The organism is Macrococcus sp. 19Msa1099 (assembly GCA_019357535.2).
GTDB classification, from domain to species: domain Bacteria; phylum Bacillota; class Bacilli; order Staphylococcales; family Staphylococcaceae; genus Macrococcoides; species Macrococcoides psychrotolerans.
Genome location: CP079955.1, coordinates 1,654,801 through 1,671,554 on the forward strand (window position 1 = coordinate 1,654,801; position 16,754 = coordinate 1,671,554).

Sequence of the window (16,754 nt, forward strand, 5' to 3'; positions counted from 1 at the left end):
AATAATTAACAAAAAAATCAGAATACATATCATGTATTCTGATTCTTAATTACGCTTCGTCATCTTGCTTTTCTTCATGATCTTCGGCGTTCTGTTCTGATATTTGTTCCATCTCTTTACCGAGCTCTACGACATCTTCAAAGTTAGTAACCATTTCATTTTCCTGATCTTCATAGCGATGAGTTGACATAATTTAACACTCCTTTAACTAAAAGTTAATATTTGTTAACTATAATATAATCTGATACCAAACTATAAGGAGAATCCTCATGCAATACATCGTAAGAATCCCCTCACAACAAGTCTACAGCTTTATGCACCTTAAACACAGATATCATTTCAGTGACACCAATGTACGCGACCTTGAAAAGAAGGAACTCGGCTATATCGGTGAAGTAATAGCTGATGAATTGATACATGAACACTTCAGTAATGACTCATGTATTTATTTAACTGATTTAAACTATACTATTAATTATACCCAATTTCAGATTGATTCTATCTTAATTATCGAAAATACTTTATATATTTTTGAAGTGAAATACTTTAACTTTGATTTGACCTATGATGGTGCGCTTTATTATCTCGCTAATGGCGAAGTGTTTCATTCCTTGAATAATCAGATTGAGAAGATAAAGAAGCTTATGTGCTCTGTATTTGAATTTAAAGTCGACAACATTATTGTCATGCCGTTTTTTACGAATAAAAATCAGATGATTTATTCTAAACATCACGATCACTATTTAACGATGCATAATTATAAAGCATTCTTTAATTCTATAGAGAGACCAAAGTTTTATAATCAGGTCGTTGCGGCTGAGCTTATTCAAATGAGAAAACCAAATGACTTTGATAGACCATTAGAAATACGATATCACGAAGTTGACAAAGGAGCATACTGTCCGAGTTGTTATCACGAATTAATCAAACAATCTTCTCGGAAGTTTCAATGTACGTATTGTAAGACGACATTTTCAAGTCGTGAGATTATCGGGGCAAGCTTCGAAGATCTGCCAATACTGTTTCCGAATATAGTAATAACGACAGCACTACTCTATGACTGGTTCGGTGGACTGATGAGCGAACGAAATTTAAGGAGGTATTGGGATAAACAAGAGATTAAGCAGCCATTTCAGTTAAGCATTAAAAGAGAAAAATAATGAGCGTCACTTTTTTGGTCACTCGGACTAAATTTCACCCGAGAGTGTCACTTTTTCGGTCACTCGTACCAATTTTCACCCGCGAGTGTCACTTTTTTGGACACCCGGACTAAATTTCACCTGCGAATGGCTACTATTCGGACATTCACATCTACTCCTTCAACATCACTCAACAAAAAAAGACCCTCATCCGGGCCTTTACTTCAATTAGCTATACATTTGATAGAAATATTCACGCACGTCTTCTGGCAAACCTTGTGCTGCTTCTTTATCCATAATAACGTTAACCATTCGATGCGTCTTAAGATTAGCCGCTTCGAAGCGTCCACCCGCTTCAGTTTTATAAAGATTACGAACTATATCCGCTTTATCACGACCTGTTAAGATAAGAACAACTTCACGTGCGGCACGTAAACCTTTGTCATCGTCTTGATCCAGCTCCTTATAGCCTACTGCTCCACTGCTTGTTACAGATGCAAATAAGGTTGTCAGTTTTCCTTTATTCTCTTTAGTCTTTGCTTCTTCATCGATCAAAGACATAATACTTCCTTTACCACCTTTATGATACTGACTTTCCACAATACCGATATTTAAATATTCTGCTTGTTTCTTGTCATAATCAAAGATGTGAATCTGGCTCATATCTACTGGTGTCTTTGCCACATCCGCAGAAAGTTCTGCAAGTACAGCATCAGCCTCATTGCCTAATGCTGTTGCAATAATAGAAGTTGGGTTATTGTTCATCTGTTTACGGAATAAGTCTGCCACATAATTTGCTGCTGTTGATTTATCTTCAAATACTTTAAAGTTCATTGCCATGATGTTTTCCTCCTAATTAATCTCTTTTTCATTATACATGATTACTTTTACTCTTACCCTAAAATTAGCATACATAACCTTATAATTTATAAAGGGCGGTTAGAAATAATGTTTAATTTATTCGAACTTTAGGTTATAATGTGTATATTAATGTTATTTAGGGGGAGTACCAATGAATACTTTATTAATCGGTATGGTATGTATCGCGTTCTTAACTGCTATCTTAACAGCTGGCCGTGAATCTAGTTACGGTTTAAAAGAAGAAGATCTAGACAAGTAAAAAGCAGCTTCGGCTGCTTTTTTTATTGTTTTAAAAACCCTTTTGACTTTAATACCTCATCGACATCAAGTCTCGGTTTACCCTTTAACATACCAATGACTTGCGCACTCCAGGCATCATCTCTCTCACCGTTCGTTCTTTCTTTATAATACGCACTCACACGCGCATCATAATCTTTATAATCATTGAAATCAAATGGCTGATATTTGTTTTCGTGATAAACGACGTCAAATGGTAGACGTTCTTTCTGGCTACCTGCCTGATCCGGCACCCCTGCTACCATACCAAATAACGGATACGTATACTCCGGTAAATTCAGCAATTCACTCACACGCGCTATATCGTTTCTTAATGAACCGATATAACATATCCCTAAACCCATACTTTCTGCTGCTACTGCCATATTCTGAGCTGCAAGTGCGGCATCTACCGTCCCTACAATTAATGATTCCGTTGTTCCAAAGTAATCATCGACGCTCGTATTAAAATGCTGTCCAAGATGATGATGACGATTAAAGTCTACGACAAACACAAACAGGTGACCGTTATGTTCGACATAGCTCTGAGTGCTAACTGCCCTTAGCTGTGCCTTTAGCTCAGGGTCTGTTACTCCTATAATTGAGTAGCTTTGAACGTAGCTTGAAGTCGATGCATGCTGTGCTGCAGTTACTAATGTCTTAATTTGTTCTTGGGATAAAGGTTCATCCTTAAATTTGCGTATTGAACGATGATTGAGTAGTAAATCGATTGTATCCATAGTGCACCTCCGAATTATTTTAATCCTGGATAGTTCTGCTGACGCAATGCCTCATATATTAAAATCGCTGCTGTATTCGACAGATTAAGTGAACGTACATTATCGTTCATCGGTATACGAAGCGCTGTATCCATATATTTTTCCTTTACCCAGTCAGGGAGTCCTGTCGTTTCTTTACCAAATATAAAGTAATGTTTCTCATCTGTGTTGCTGTAATCAAATGTTGTATGTGGTTTCTTACCGAACTTCGTCAGTAAATAGTAATGTCCTTTATTCTTCTCAAAGAATTCTTCGATACTGTCATAGTACGTAATATTGACAAATTTCCAGTAATCTAAACCTGCGCGACGCAACATCTTGTCGTCGGTCGAGAACCCTAACGGTCGAATTAAATGCAGATCTGTATCTGTAGCTGCGCAACTACGCGCGATATTTCCTGTATTTGCTGGTATTTCTGGTTGATATAATACGATATTGATTGATGACATCTATTCTACACTTCCTAAACTTTTTAATATTTCTATTTTAACATCATTATCTGTTTCCTGCGTATATCTTTCTCTTAAATAATCATGGGTAGACATACTAATTTTTCCAAGTGCCCAGTATGCGGTCCCTTTAATTTCTGGTCGCACATCATTTTCCGCGACCTCTTTCAGGTCATCAATGGCATCTATTTCCTTGAAGTGCGCAAGCGCTAAGATAGCATTACGCTGAATCGGCTTCTTACCACGCCATGCACCAGCAAGATGACCATATTCATTCTTAAACTGTTTGTTATTCATCTTTAAAAGCGGCACAAGTAATGGCTTTAAAGTTTGTGGTTCCAGTTCAATATCATCGTGCGTCGTATTGATGCCACGATTTTTAGGACATACTTGCTGACATGTATCACAACCGTATAACCTGTTACCAATCTTCCCCCGGTATTCATCCGGCATAAATCCTTTCGTCTGCGTTAAGAAACTGATACATTTATTGGAATCGAGTTGTCCATCACCAAGCAGCGCACCTGTAGGGCATCGATCGATACATATCGTACAGTCGAGACATGAATCGATAACTGGATGGTCAGGTGTAAACGGAATAGAGATCAGCATCTCTCCTAAATAGGTCCAAGTCCCAAGTGTCTTATTTAATATAAAGCCATTCTTCGCTGCGTACCCAAGTCCTGCACGCTCTGCTACCGCACGATCACTTAGCACACCTGTATCCACCATATTCATTACTTTTGCATCGGGCACACGTTCTAATATAAATGATTCAAGCAATGATAAGCGTCGATTTAGAAGTGTATGATAATCTATACCCCACGACGCCCGTGCGAATATCCCACGACGCGCCCCGCGCATGCTTTTAGGAGTGTTCGGTAACTTATTCGGATAACCTACTGCAATCGCGATGATGGACTGTGCCTCTGGTAATGATAGCTTCGGGTCAATGCGCTCTTCAATAGAACCTTTCTCAAATCCTGATGCATAGCCTGAGTTGTAATAAGATTCTAGTTTCGGTCGCAGCTCATGGAAAGGATCTGCCGTCGTAAAGCCAATCGCATCAATGCCGACCGTCTTACTATATGCGATAATCTCCTGTTTTAACTGTTCGTTCATCGTACACCTCCTAAACATTTATAGTTTAACACAAAAAAGCATGTGGATATCCCACACGCTTACAATACTTTAGATAAAAAGCTCTTTGTTCTTTCATGCTTAGGGTTTGTAAAAAGTTCAGAAGGCGGTCCTTCCTCTTGCACCACTCCTTTATCCATAAAGATGACACGATCTGCTACTTCTCTGGCAAAACCCATCTCATGTGTTACAACGACCATCGTCATCCCTTCAAGTGCAAGCTTCTTCATAACTTGCAGTACATCTCCTACTACTTCTGGATCCAGTGCTGATGTTGGTTCATCAAAGAGCATCACATCAGGGTTCATCGCCAGTGCACGTGCAATTGCAACACGCTGCTTCTGCCCACCTGAAAGCTGCGACGGATAATATTCTGCTCTATCCTGTAATCCAACTTTATCAAGCAATTCCAGAGCTGTTGCCTTTAACCCAGATTTATCTCCTTTATTAAGCAAGGAAGGTGCAAGCATTAGATTCTCAATAACCGTCTTATGGGGAAAAAGGTTAAAGCTCTGAAATACCATCCCCATCTTCTGCCTTAGTTTATTGATGTTTGTCCCTTTCGCTGTAAGCTGATTGCCTTCGAAGATAATTTCTCCGCTCGTTGGGGTTTCAAGCAAGTTCAAACAACGTAATAATGTTGACTTTCCGCTTCCAGAAGGTCCGATGATTGCAACAACCTCACCGGTACTTACTTCAAGGTCAATGCCTTTTAACACTTCAACTTCTCCAAAACTTTTATATAGCTTATTCACACTAATCACTTACACTCATCCTCCTTTCAAAGACATTCATCACACGCGACAATCCGAATGTCAGTATAAAGTACACAACTGCTGCTATCAATAACGGTGTAAATGGATCAAACGATGCACCTTGCACCACTTGAGCATTGAACATCAGTTCAGATACCCCGATCACCGAAACGATAGATGACTCTTTAATCACAGTAATAAATTCATTACCAAGTGCTGGCAATATCTTCTTGATTGCTTGTGGCATAATGACTTTGTTCATCGCCTGCGAATTGCTTAATCCAAGTGAACGTGCCGCTTCCATCTGTCCTTTGTCCACTGCTTTAATCCCTGCACGAATAATCTCAGCTATATATGCTGCACAGTTGATCACAAGTGCAATCGCACCGCAGATGAATGCTGAAAGATCGATGCCGAGTACTGCTGTCGTACCGAAGTACACCAAGAATACTTGGACGAGTAACGGTGTTCCACGAATAAACTCGATATAGATCCATGATATCGTTCTGGCAATAATATTCTTGCTTAGTTTCATAAATGCCAGGATACCTCCAAATAATGAACCAAGAAGTACACCAATTAATGAAATAACAATCGTTCCACCAATCCCCTGGATAAAGAATGTTCCATATTTACTAAAGAATGAGCCATCATCAAACATCTCCTGATTTGCTTTATCTTTATAATCCTGAATTAAATTCTTATCATTTACTTCCTTTATATGTTTATTTAATTCACTTAACAGTTTCGGTGAATTTTTGGGAATAGCAATCGCTGTTCCTTTTTCAGCATCTGCAAACTGCAACTCTGAGAATGCTAAGGTTTTATTTTGAGAAAGATACGCCTCTCCTACTGGGCCTTCTAATATCACACCATCAATCTTTCCTGTATTGAGCGACATGATTATTTCTGGAACACGTGTTAATGACTGCACCTCTGCTTCTGGTATTTCTTTCTTAGCTAGCTCTTCTTGTGTCGTCTGTTTCTGTACACCGATCGCTTTACCAGTAAAATCTTCTATCGCCTTTAATTTATCTTTATCTTTCTTTTGTATAATCATACGTTGCTGTACATGCATATAGTAGTCTGTAAAATCTACTTCTTTCTTACGCTCAGGCGTTGGACTCATACCCGAAGCAATCATATCAATCTTTCCTGTTTTAAGTGCCCCTAGCAAGCTATCAAACTGCATATTGACGATTTTGAGCTCCACACCTAAATCTTTGGCAAGTTTTTTGGAGAGCTCTATATCAATCCCTGCATATACTCGCTTACCATTCTTTGTCTTTTCGAATTCATAGGGTGCGTAATCTGCTGACAGACCCACACGTAGTACTCCATTCTTCTTAACCACATCATATTGGTCTGTCGCACTACGCGCTGTAGAAAAAGGAAAAACGGATAGTAATACTATAAACACGAATGTTAATTGCATGACATTTCTTATTTTCATATGAGTACCCCTTTCTGTTATAATCGAATTATACATTATATAGAATAATTATACAAGATTTTTATTTTTACAAATGTTCTAATAATTTTTATTTTTTTGATTCTTTATAATCATTACTGTACAATTTATAGAACAAACTAACGAAAGAGTGAAACATATGCCAACATTAAACAACAATATCTTAGAAGTAACCATTCCAGGGACAAGAGAATTCGCAAATAAAGTAGCAGGTCTACACGATGCTGTTGATTTAACGCTCGGTCAGTCCGGTTTCGACGCACCACAATATATTAAAGATGCGATGATTGAAGCAATCAATGACAATAAACTGCGCTATACACATAACCGTGGTCTTATTGAACTGCGTCAGGCTATCAGTGATAAGTTAAAACTTGACTTCAACGTTGACTATGATGCTGAGCATCAGATTGTCGTAACAAACGGAGGATCAGAAGCAATAGATGATATTTTTAGAAGCATCATTAATCCAGGAGATGAGGTGATTATTCCTTCTCCAAGTTATCTTGGATATGAACCAATTCTGAAGTTGCTCGGTGCTAAAGTCGTGAACATTGACACGCGCGATACACATTTAATTCCGACACCAGAAGCGGTCAAAAGAGCAATCACTAAAGATACGAAAGCGATTCTTTTTAACTATCCGACAAATCCAACCGGAAAGACATTGACGTATGACCAGATTAAAGGTCTTGTAGATGTGCTGAAAGATGAAGATATCTTTATCGTGACAGATGAAATTTATTCAGAGAATATATATGATGTAGAACATCATTCATTTATCGAATTTGACAGTGTTCGTGATCGATTATTTGTTATCAATGGGTTATCGAAATCACATGCAATCACTGGCGCACGTGTCGGCTATGTTGTATCTACGCCTGAACTCATTACACACGTTACAAGCGTTCATCTATACAACTCTATCTGTGTAGCAACACCAAGTCAGTACGGGGCGCTTAGCGCGTTCACACATGATAATAAAGAGATCATATCAATGAATAAAGCATATAAAGAGCGTAGAGACTATCTTTATGACAAATTAACCCAGATGGGATTACCCGTAGAAAAACCTCAAGGTGCTTTCTATATCTTCCCGGATATCTCTGCCTATAATTCAGACTCATATCAGTTTGCTACAGACTTACTAGAATCCGAACGTCTTGCAGTTGTTCCTGGCAGTGCTTTCTCTAAATACGGAGAAGGTCATATCCGTCTGTCTTTCGCATCAACAATGGAAGAAATTAAAGAAGCCTGTGTAAGACTTGAACGATTCCTGAATAATTATCCAAAACAACCGAAATAAATTTATATAAAAATAAACCCATGCGCTACGAAGATTGCATATCTTCATTGCACATGGGTTATTTCTTTGTCATGATATCAATATCTAAAACAAACTACTGCTGTGGCGTAAACTTATACAAGCTATCCTGATATTTCGGCATAACTTTCTTTAGAACGATATGTGTAACAAATGCGATCGGCAATGGAATGATCACGTATGCGAGAAGCAGGCTGAGTATATTTGCAGCGAAACTTCCTTCCATGAACTTCAGCGCATTAATTGGACCAACGAGCCCTGTATATCCGAAACCTGCACTCATCGGCGTACCTTGAACATTAAAGAAATATGCACATAGTCCAGCCACAATCCCGTTAATAAAGAGCGGTAAAGCAATTAAAGGGTTCTTGAAGTATACAGGCATCATCATCTTCGCAGCACCAATAATTAAAGTCAGTACCGTTCCGCGATCATTCACCTTTAATGAACCAAAGATAAACGTGTAGCAACATGCTACAATTCCGAGATTCGCTGCCCCGCTTCCTAGTCCTGAAAGACTAATCACAGTAGCAATAGCCACAAGAGAAATAGGTGTTGCCATCAGTAAACTGAATGTAATACCGATCAATATACACATCATCAATGGATTCAGTTCTGTGAAGCGTTCAATCATCTGACCAATCGCTCCCGTAACGTGCTTTACGTAAGGTAAAGTCAGCGTACCAATGAAGCCAGGCAGAATTCCAGCAAGTAACGGTAAAAATACAATATTTAAACTACCCATCTTGTTGCCGGCATAGATTAATATCGCTGCACTGATAGCAATCGTCAGCATCATATTAATCAAGTCACCAATACCGACGAACTGAAAACCTTTGCCATTAAACTGAACAGCACCAGAACCGAGCATCGATGCTCCTGAGAGTATCGCTGTCTGCAGTGCACTAAACTTAAACTGAGCACCAATTGTAATACCAGCAAGTAAGCTTAGCGTAAACTGGAACACCATCAGCAAGTGCCCTAAATTTATAAAAATATCATTATATTGTGCGAGATACTTAAACAATTCACCAAGCATCGCATTCGGTACAAGTGCAACGACAATACCTGCCGCCATACCATTAAGAATATTCATAAAAAACTGTTTTGGAGTTAACCTCATTGTTACACCTACCCTTTTTCGTATTGATTATATTTTTAACATACTTCATTACTTAAAAGCAATAAATTTTTGAAAAATATAACGCAATTATAATCTTATAAATCCGTGAGTATTATGTTTGACTTAAATTGACCAAACCAATAAAATAAAAATAACAAGCATATAGGAGGCTTATTATGACAAACGAAAACAAAGATCTAATGTTAGAAAAAATGATAGAATCAAGAACAATCCTAATCTCTGGAGGTATTGATGACAAATCAGCGAAAGAAGTTGTCAATCAATTATTACTTTTAGATTCAATCAATCATGAACCAATTAAATTAATCATCTCATCTCCTGGTGGACATGTAGACTCTGGTTATCTAATTCACGATATGATTAATTTCGTCGAATCAGAAGTGAAGATTATTGGTGCAGGTTGGGTAGTGAGTGCGGGCGTATTAATTTACTTATCAGGTAAGAAAGAAAATCGTTACGCATTACCAAATACACGCTTTATGATCCATCAGCCAAGTGGGGGCACTCAAGGACAAGCGTCAAATATGGAGATTACAGCGAAAGAAATTATCCGTACACGCCAAAAGTTAAATGAATTAATCGCACGTGAAACTGGTAAATCTGTAGAAGAAGTCGAGCAGCATACAGGCCGTGACTACTGGTTAAATACAGAAGAAGCAAAAGAATACGGTATCGTAAATAAAATTATTGAAAACCAAAAAGAAATCTAAAAAAATCTCAATGCACATTACGTTGCATTGAGATTTTTTTGGAATTAAAGAAGCAACAAATATTTAGTGAAGTAATGACCTCTAGCTTATTAATGCTGCATATTTACTTTCTTATTAAAGCTCCTAATTTATAACGAAATTCAACAGATATTAAAAGTACCGAATATTTCTTATCAGAAAGAAATTGATGGAATCCTATCCCCTGTTATTAATGACATACAGCATAACAGAAAGGGTGCCTTCATATTTAAGCATTATGCATATACGAAAGCACGCATTAATGATATTGATAATGCTGTGAAATATATGAATAAAGCGAAATCAATCTATGCTGATAATGATGATATAAATGAATTAATAGAGGTTGAAAAAGATTACGCAAGCATATATTATCTTGTAAGGGATTACGATAAAGCATTGCAGCATGCGATTACAACTTATGAAACTTATAAAGATGACCTATCTGTTACAAATCCAAATATCATCCCTAACTTACTCGTATCAATCGGAACGTTCTGCTATCAGAACTACGATATTGATGACTGTATTAAATACTTTAAGCTTGCTGAAGAAAAATGTATAGAGAACAAGACTTACAAACATCTGACACCAATATATAAATCATTGTGCGTCATGTATATATTGAATCAGGATGAAACACACTATAGAGACACATATAAAAAATTTGATAATATAAAGCTGTTAAATCCAGATGATTTTCAGACAAACTTCGATATATTTACAACAGATATCATCTATTACTTCTTTAACGAGGAATATCATAAGCTGTTATACCTACTGGATCAAAGAGATACACTGTTAAAGCACGATCAGTATCAGCAGCAAGTAAGCGATAACTTCGAGGACTTCTGGAGCTTATATAAAGCAATTGCACTTTATAACTTACAACAATACGACAGCGCAATTTCCATTTTGAAAAGCGATGACGCTGATACAAAATTTATGGCGCTTGCGGACGTAAGTATACATGCACAGAAATACACATATCTTGCTTTAAATGAAGAGCGATTAGGTAATGATAAAAGCGCATGTGATTACATTATTAAGGCGATGGATATGATTGAATCAATCCCATCGAATCACTTCACTCAAATAACCGAACAGACATATGAACGTATCATAAATAAAAGCCTCTAAACGCAATGTTTAGAGGCTTTAGTATACCACCGGTCGGGGTCGAACCGACACTCCGTGAGGAACCGGATTTTGAGTCCGGCGCGTCTGCCAATTCCGCCACGGTGGCTAAATATTAAATTAATTGTAGCAAACTAAGTATAGTGCTAATTACCAGGATAGTCAATGACAGTGTGTAAGAAAAAAATAAGCTACCCTATGGTAACTATAAATGGAGCGGAAGGTAGGACTTACACCTACACCTCAGATCAGGAAGATCTGTATTCTAAAAGTTGAAATACTCCCGCAATATAAAATTAGTAAAGATGGAGGCGCCAACCGGATTTGAACCGGTGATAGAGGTTTTGCAGACCTCGGCCTTACCACTTGGCTATGGCGCCTTTAACTGGGCTAGCTGGATTCGAACCAACGAGTGACGGAGTCAAAGTCCGTTGCCTTACCGCTTGGCTATAGCCCATTAATAATAAAGGGCGACTGATGGGAATCGAACCCACGAATGTCGGAACCACAATCCGATGCGTTAACCACTTCGCCACAATCGCCATGGCAGGGGCAGTAGGAATCGAACCCACACCAAAGGTTTTGGAGACCTCTATTCTACCGTTGAACTATGCCCCTATATTAATATTATAGCATATGTATGAATCAAATGGTGGAGGGGGGCAGATTCGAACTGCCGAACCCGAAGGAGCGGATTTACAGTCCGCCGCGTTTAGCCACTTCGCTACCCCTCCAGATGGAATGGTGCCGGAAAAAGGACTTGAACCCTCAACCTACTGATTACAAGTCAGTTGCTCTACCAGTTGAGCTATTCCGGCATAATACAAAATAAAAAGATGGCTCAGGACGGAATCGAACCGCCGACACAAGGATTTTCAATCCTTTGCTCTACCGACTGAGCTACTGAGCCATACATGGCGGTCCCGACGGGAATCGAACCCGCGATCTCCTGCGTGACAGGCAGGCATGTTAACCGCTACACCACGGGACCACTAATAATTGCGGGAGGCGGATTTGAACCACCGACCTTCGGGTTATGAGCCCGACGAGCTACCAGACTGCTCCATCCCGCGATAATAATAAATAAATTGAAAACCATATTTTATTGAGTGCTGAAGTAAAAAATAATGGCGGAGGAAGAGGGATTCGAACCCCCGCGAGCCGTTAAGCCCCTGTCGGTTTTCAAGACCGATCCCTTCAGCCGGACTTGGGTATTCCTCCATATATAAAGTGGACCTTGCAGGACTCGAACCTGCGACCAAACGGTTATGAGCCGTTTGCTCTAACCAACTGAGCTAAAGGTCCTAAATCCAAAGGTAAACACTTATTAAAATAAATAGTGGCGGCAGAGGGGATCGAACCCCCGACCTCACGGGTATGAACCGTACGCTCTAGCCAGCTGAGCTACGCCGCCGAAATAATAATTAAGTTTATGGTGGAGACTAGCGGGATCGAACCGCTGACCTCCTGCGTGCAAAGCAGGCGCTCTCCCAGCTGAGCTAAGCCCCCATATATGTAAAGCGAGTCGGGAAGACAGGATTCGAACCTGCGACCCCTTGGTCCCAAACCAAGTGCTCTACCAAGCTGAGCTACTTCCCGTAGCTAATAAAAATGGCGCGCCCGAGAGGAGTCGAACCCCTAACCTTTTGATCCGTAGTCAAACGCTCTATCCAATTGAGCTACGGGCGCATATTAAAAATTAAATGGTGCCGAGGACCGGAATCGAACCGGTACGGTAATCACTTACCGCAGGATTTTAAGTCCTGTGCGTCTGCCAGTTCCGCCACCCCGGCATTCAAAATTTAATAATGGAGCGAAAGACGGGATTCGAACCCGCGACCCCAACCTTGGCAAGGTTGTATTCTACCACTGAACTACTTTCGCAAAAATGGTGCGGGTGAAGGGAGTCGAACCCCCACGCCAAAGGCGCTAGATCCTAAGTCTAGTGCGTCTGCCAATTCCGCCACACCCGCATATAAAATTATTAAAATGGTGAGCCATAGAGGATTCGAACCTCTGACCCTTTGATTAAAAGTCAAATGCTCTACCAACTGAGCTAATGGCTCTAGAAATGGTGCCGGAAAAAGGACTTGAACCCTCAACCTACTGATTACAAGTCAGTTGCTCTACCAGTTGAGCTATTCCGGCATAATATTAAATGGTGGAGGATGACGGGCTCGAACCGCCGACCCTCTGCTTGTAAGGCAGATGCTCTCCCAGCTGAGCTAATCCTCCTGGGTATATTGCCCGGCAACGTCCTACTCTCGCGGATCGTAAGACCAACTACCATCGGCGCTAGAGAGCTTAACTTCTGTGTTCGGTATGGGAACAGGTGTGACCTCTCTGCCATCGTCACCAGACAAATGAAAGAATAAATAGTTTATACTTTCAAAACTAGATAAAGTAAGTAAGATATATTAGATTCTACCCGGCAATCCCGAATAAAAAATCTATAAAATTGATTAAGTCTTCGATCGATTAGTATTCGTCAGCTCCATACATCACTGTACTTCCACCTCGAACCTATTAACCTCATCATCTTTGAGGGATCTTATAACCGAAGTTGGGAAATCTCATCTTGAGGGGGGCTTCATGCTTAGATGCTTTCAGCACTTATCCCGTCCATACATAGCTACCCAGCTATGCCGCTGGCGCGACAACTGGTACACCAGAGGTATGTCCATCCCGGTCCTCTCGTACTAAGGACAGCTCCTCTCAAATTTCCTACGCCCACGACGGATAGGGACCGAACTGTCTCACGACGTTCTGAACCCAGCTCGCGTACCGCTTTAATGGGCGAACAGCCCAACCCTTGGGACCGACTACAGCCCCAGGATGCGATGAGCCGACATCGAGGTGCCAAACCTCCCCGTCGATGTGAACTCTTGGGGGAGATAAGCCTGTTATCCCCGGGGTAGCTTTTATCCGTTGAGCGATGGCCCTTCCATGCGGAACCACCGGATCACTAAGTCCGTCTTTCGACCCTGCTCGACTTGTAGGTCTCGCAGTCAAGCTCCCTTGTGCCTTTACACTCTGCGAATGATTTCCAACCATTCTGAGGGAACCTTTGAGCGCCTCCGTTACTCTTTAGGAGGCGACCGCCCCAGTCAAACTGCCCGCCTGACACTGTCTCCCGCCACGATAAGTGGCGCGGGTTAGAAAGTCAACACAGCCAGGGTAGTATCCCACCAGCGCCTCCACGTAAGCTGACGCTCACGCTTCAAAGGCTCCTACCTATCCTGTACAAGCTGTGCCGAATTTCAATATCAGGCTGCAGTAAAGCTCCACGGGGTCTTTCCGTCCTGTCGCGGGTAACCTGCATCTTCACAGGTACTATGATTTCACCGAGTCTCTCGTTGAGACAGTGCCCAAATCGTTACGCCTTTCGTGCGGGTCGGAACTTACCCGACAAGGAATTTCGCTACCTTAGGACCGTTATAGTTACGGCCGCCGTTTACTGGGGCTTCAATTCGTAGCTTCGCATACGCTAACCACTCCTTTTAACCTTCCAGCACCGGGCAGGCGTCAGCCCCTATACTTCACCTTACGGTTTTGCAGAGACCTGTGTTTTTGATAAACAGTCGCTTGGGCCTATTCACTGCGGCTCTTCAAGGCTTGCACCCTAAAAAGCACCCCTTCTCCCGAAGTTACGGGGTCATTTTGCCGAGTTCCTTAACGAGAGTTCGCTCGCTCACCTTAGAATTCTCATCTTGACTACCTGTGTCGGTTTGCGGTACGGGCACCTAATTTCTAACTAGAGGCTTTTCTTGGCAGTGTGAAATCAACGACTTCGCTACTATAATTTCGCTCCCCATCACACCTTGATCTTGGTGAGTACCGGATTTGCCTGATACTCAATCTCAGTGCTTGGACGTACATAACCAACAGTACGCTTCGCCTATCCTACTGCGTCCCCCCATCGTTCAAACAATCTTAGGTGGTACAGGAATATCTACCTGTTGTCCATCGCCTACGCCATTCGGCCTCGGCTTAGGTCCCGACTAACCCAGAGCGGACGAGCCTTCCTCTGGAAACCTTAGTCAATCGGTGGACGGGATTCTCACCCGTCTTTCGCTACTCACACCGGCATTCTCACTTCTAAGCGCTCCACATGTCCTTACGATCATGCTTCGACGCCCTTAGAACGCTCTCCTACCATTGTCCTACGGACAATCCACAGCTTCGGTAATATGTTTAGCCCCGGTACATTTTCGGCGCAGCGTCACTCGACTAGTGAGCTATTACGCACTCTTTAAATGATGGCTGCTTCTAAGCCAACATCCTAGTTGTCTGGGCAACGCCACATCCTTTTCCACTTAACATATATTTTGGGACCTTAGCTGGTGGTCTGGGCTGTTTCCCTCTCGACTACGGACCTTATCACCCGCAGTCTGACTCCCGCATTAAATTATCTGGCATTCGGAGTTTGTCTGAATTCGGTAACCCGAGGGGGGCCCCTAGTCCAAACAGTGCTCTACCTCCAGTAATCATCATGCGAGGCTAGCCCTAAAGCTATTTCGGAGAGAACCAGCTATCTCCAGGTTCGATTGGAATTTCTCCGCTACCCACACCTCATCCGCTCACTTTTCAACGTAAGTCGGTTCGGTCCTCCATTCAGTGTTACCTGAACTTCAACCTGGACATGGGTAGATCACCTGGTTTCGGGTCTACGACCTGATACTCATTCGCCCTATTCAGACTCGCTTTCGCTACGGCTCCACATATACTGCTTAACCTTGCATCAAATCGTAACTCGCCGGTTCATTCTACAAAAGGCACGCCATCACCCATTAACGGGCTCTGACTACTTGTAAGCACACGGTTTCAGGTTCTATTTCACTCCCCTTCCGGGGTGCTTTTCACCTTTCCCTCACGGTACTGGTTCACTATCGGTCACTAGAGAGTATTTAGCCTTGGGAGATGGTCCTCCCGGATTCCGACGGAATTCCACGTGTTCCGCCGTACTCAGGATCCACTCAGGAGAGAATAACTTTTCGACTACAGGGCCTTTACCTTCTATGGCTGACTTTTCCAAAGTCATTCGTCTAAACTATTCCTTTGTAACTCCGTGTTGAGTGTCCTACAACCCCAGAGTGCAAGCACTCTGGTTTGGGCTCTTCCCGTTTCGCTCGCCGCTACTAAGGGAATCGAATTTTCTTTCTCTTCCTCCGGGTACTTAGATGTTTCAGTTCTCCGGGTGTGCCTTCTCATATGCTATGTATTCACATATGGATAACATGACATAACTCATGCTGGGTTTCCCCATTCGGAAATCTCTGGATCAAAGCTTACTTACAGCTCCCCAGAGCATATCGTCGTTAGTAACGTCCTTCTTCGGCTTCTAGTGCCAAGGCATCCACCGTGCGCCCTTAATAACTTAATCTGTTATTAATATTGTGATGTCTGCATAAATGCAGACGCGCGATTTTTTCAAGAATTCAAATATGAACTCACTCGGTTTTGCTTGGTAAAATCTTTATATCTTCTTACTTTATCTAGTTTTCAAAGTACAATCTGAATGTATAAACATTCAAAACTGAATACAATATGT

General features: G+C 41.3%; 12 protein-coding genes, 23 tRNA genes and 2 rRNA genes. 4 read left to right on the plus strand and 33 right to left on the minus strand.

The annotated features are described in order from the left end of the window. Window positions 1-49: 49 nt before the first annotated feature. Window positions 50-190: an SAS053 family protein gene (locus KYI10_08695; protein ID QYA32445.1), complete on the minus strand. Its 141-nt coding sequence runs from the start codon at window positions 188-190 to the stop codon at window positions 50-52. Window positions 191-269: 79 nt separating this feature from the next. Between KYI10_08695 and KYI10_08700 the strand changes: the two genes are divergently transcribed. Next, the gene (locus tag KYI10_08700) at window positions 270-1,160 is read left to right on the plus strand and encodes a nuclease-related domain-containing protein (GenBank protein QYA32446.1); all 891 of its coding nucleotides are present in this window, start codon (window positions 270-272) and stop codon (window positions 1,158-1,160) included. A gap of 207 nt (window positions 1,161-1,367) precedes the next feature. Here KYI10_08700 and KYI10_08705 read toward each other — a convergent pair whose 3' ends face one another. The 6 genes from KYI10_08705 to KYI10_08730 all read right to left on the minus strand — a co-directional run bounded on the left by KYI10_08705 (window position 1,368) and on the right by KYI10_08730 (window position 6,834). Further along, window positions 1,368-1,979, minus strand: a complete 612-nt coding sequence (locus KYI10_08705; GenBank protein ID QYA32447.1) for a glucosamine-6-phosphate isomerase — start codon at window positions 1,977-1,979, stop codon at window positions 1,368-1,370. Between the two features lie 302 nt (window positions 1,980-2,281). Further along, a complete protein-coding gene (nfsA, locus tag KYI10_08710) occupies window positions 2,282-3,016 on the minus strand; it encodes an oxygen-insensitive NADPH nitroreductase (GenBank protein QYA32448.1) in 735 nt (244 codons plus the stop codon). A gap of 14 nt (window positions 3,017-3,030) precedes the next feature. Then, window positions 3,031-3,504, minus strand: coding sequence for a tRNA (uridine(34)/cytosine(34)/5-carboxymethylaminomethyluridine(34)-2'-O)-methyltransferase TrmL (gene trmL, locus KYI10_08715; GenBank protein ID QYA32449.1), 474 nt, complete (start codon window positions 3,502-3,504; stop codon window positions 3,031-3,033). Continuing rightward, window positions 3,505-4,626, minus strand: coding sequence for a tRNA epoxyqueuosine(34) reductase QueG (gene queG, locus KYI10_08720; GenBank protein QYA32450.1), 1,122 nt, complete (start codon window positions 4,624-4,626; stop codon window positions 3,505-3,507). A 59-nt stretch (window positions 4,627-4,685) separates the two neighbouring features. Continuing rightward, window positions 4,686-5,408, minus strand: coding sequence for an amino acid ABC transporter ATP-binding protein (locus KYI10_08725; GenBank protein QYA32451.1), 723 nt, complete (start codon window positions 5,406-5,408; stop codon window positions 4,686-4,688). Further along, a complete protein-coding gene (locus KYI10_08730; protein QYA33948.2) occupies window positions 5,401-6,834 on the minus strand; it encodes an ABC transporter substrate-binding protein/permease in 1,434 nt (477 codons plus the stop codon). The genes KYI10_08725 and KYI10_08730 overlap by 8 nt, the downstream gene beginning before the upstream one ends. 175 nt (window positions 6,835-7,009) lie before the next feature. Between KYI10_08730 and KYI10_08735 the strand changes: the two genes are divergently transcribed. Further along, window positions 7,010-8,176 (plus strand): aminotransferase class I/II-fold pyridoxal phosphate-dependent enzyme, encoded by a 1,167-nt coding sequence (locus KYI10_08735; GenBank protein QYA32452.1) that lies wholly within the window; start codon window positions 7,010-7,012, stop codon window positions 8,174-8,176. A gap of 94 nt (window positions 8,177-8,270) precedes the next feature. On the opposite strand, the gene KYI10_08740 is transcribed toward KYI10_08735, so the two are convergent. Beyond that, the gene (locus KYI10_08740; GenBank protein ID QYA32453.1) at window positions 8,271-9,317 is read right to left on the minus strand and encodes a PTS sugar transporter subunit IIC; all 1,047 of its coding nucleotides are present in this window, start codon (window positions 9,315-9,317) and stop codon (window positions 8,271-8,273) included. A 176-nt stretch (window positions 9,318-9,493) separates the two neighbouring features. Here KYI10_08740 and KYI10_08745 point away from each other — a divergent pair, with 176 nt between their 5' ends. Continuing rightward, the gene (locus KYI10_08745; protein ID QYA32454.1) at window positions 9,494-10,048 is read left to right on the plus strand and encodes an ATP-dependent Clp protease proteolytic subunit; all 555 of its coding nucleotides are present in this window, start codon (window positions 9,494-9,496) and stop codon (window positions 10,046-10,048) included. Window positions 10,049-10,354: 306 nt separating this feature from the next. Next, window positions 10,355-11,206, plus strand: coding sequence for a hypothetical protein (locus tag KYI10_08750; GenBank protein ID QYA32455.1), 852 nt, complete (start codon window positions 10,355-10,357; stop codon window positions 11,204-11,206). Between the two features lie 24 nt (window positions 11,207-11,230). On the opposite strand, the gene KYI10_08755 is transcribed toward KYI10_08750, so the two are convergent. From KYI10_08755 to KYI10_08875, 25 genes are all read right to left on the minus strand, one after another. Continuing rightward, a tRNA-Leu gene (locus KYI10_08755) sits at window positions 11,231-11,312 on the minus strand. 103 nt (window positions 11,313-11,415) lie between these two features. Then, window positions 11,416-11,490, minus strand: a tRNA-Gly gene (locus KYI10_08760). Between the two features lie 19 nt (window positions 11,491-11,509). Continuing rightward, window positions 11,510-11,583 (minus strand) — tRNA-Cys (locus tag KYI10_08765). A gap of 5 nt (window positions 11,584-11,588) precedes the next feature. Continuing rightward, window positions 11,589-11,660: transfer RNA gene (locus KYI10_08770), tRNA-Gln, on the minus strand. Window positions 11,661-11,672: 12 nt separating this feature from the next. Continuing rightward, window positions 11,673-11,745, minus strand: a tRNA-His gene (locus tag KYI10_08775). A gap of 2 nt (window positions 11,746-11,747) precedes the next feature. After that, a tRNA-Trp gene (locus tag KYI10_08780) sits at window positions 11,748-11,821 on the minus strand. Between the two features lie 32 nt (window positions 11,822-11,853). Next, window positions 11,854-11,937 (minus strand) — tRNA-Tyr (locus KYI10_08785). Between the two features lie 8 nt (window positions 11,938-11,945). Continuing rightward, window positions 11,946-12,021, minus strand: a tRNA-Thr gene (locus KYI10_08790). A gap of 19 nt (window positions 12,022-12,040) precedes the next feature. After that, window positions 12,041-12,113 (minus strand) — tRNA-Phe (locus KYI10_08795). Window positions 12,114-12,118: 5 nt separating this feature from the next. Then, window positions 12,119-12,194, minus strand: a tRNA-Asp gene (locus KYI10_08800). A gap of 8 nt (window positions 12,195-12,202) precedes the next feature. Continuing rightward, window positions 12,203-12,276, minus strand: a tRNA-Met gene (locus KYI10_08805). Between the two features lie 55 nt (window positions 12,277-12,331). Further along, window positions 12,332-12,424 (minus strand) — tRNA-Ser (locus tag KYI10_08810). Window positions 12,425-12,434: 10 nt separating this feature from the next. After that, window positions 12,435-12,508, minus strand: a tRNA-Ile gene (locus tag KYI10_08815). Between the two features lie 35 nt (window positions 12,509-12,543). Continuing rightward, window positions 12,544-12,617: transfer RNA gene (locus KYI10_08820), tRNA-Met, on the minus strand. 19 nt (window positions 12,618-12,636) lie between these two features. Next, window positions 12,637-12,712, minus strand: a tRNA-Ala gene (locus KYI10_08825). A gap of 16 nt (window positions 12,713-12,728) precedes the next feature. After that, window positions 12,729-12,802, minus strand: a tRNA-Pro gene (locus KYI10_08830). A 13-nt stretch (window positions 12,803-12,815) separates the two neighbouring features. Further along, window positions 12,816-12,892, minus strand: a tRNA-Arg gene (locus KYI10_08835). Between the two features lie 15 nt (window positions 12,893-12,907). Further along, window positions 12,908-12,996: transfer RNA gene (locus KYI10_08840), tRNA-Leu, on the minus strand. A 16-nt stretch (window positions 12,997-13,012) separates the two neighbouring features. After that, window positions 13,013-13,087 (minus strand) — tRNA-Gly (locus KYI10_08845). Between the two features lie 5 nt (window positions 13,088-13,092). After that, window positions 13,093-13,176, minus strand: a tRNA-Leu gene (locus KYI10_08850). Between the two features lie 17 nt (window positions 13,177-13,193). Further along, window positions 13,194-13,269 (minus strand) — tRNA-Lys (locus KYI10_08855). Between the two features lie 6 nt (window positions 13,270-13,275). Beyond that, window positions 13,276-13,351 (minus strand) — tRNA-Thr (locus KYI10_08860). Between the two features lie 11 nt (window positions 13,352-13,362). Continuing rightward, a tRNA-Val gene (locus KYI10_08865) sits at window positions 13,363-13,438 on the minus strand. 10 nt (window positions 13,439-13,448) lie between these two features. After that, window positions 13,449-13,563 (minus strand): 5S ribosomal RNA (gene rrf / locus KYI10_08870). A 98-nt stretch (window positions 13,564-13,661) separates the two neighbouring features. Continuing rightward, a 23S ribosomal RNA gene (locus KYI10_08875) occupies window positions 13,662-16,586 on the minus strand. Window positions 16,587-16,754 lie beyond the last annotated feature (168 nt).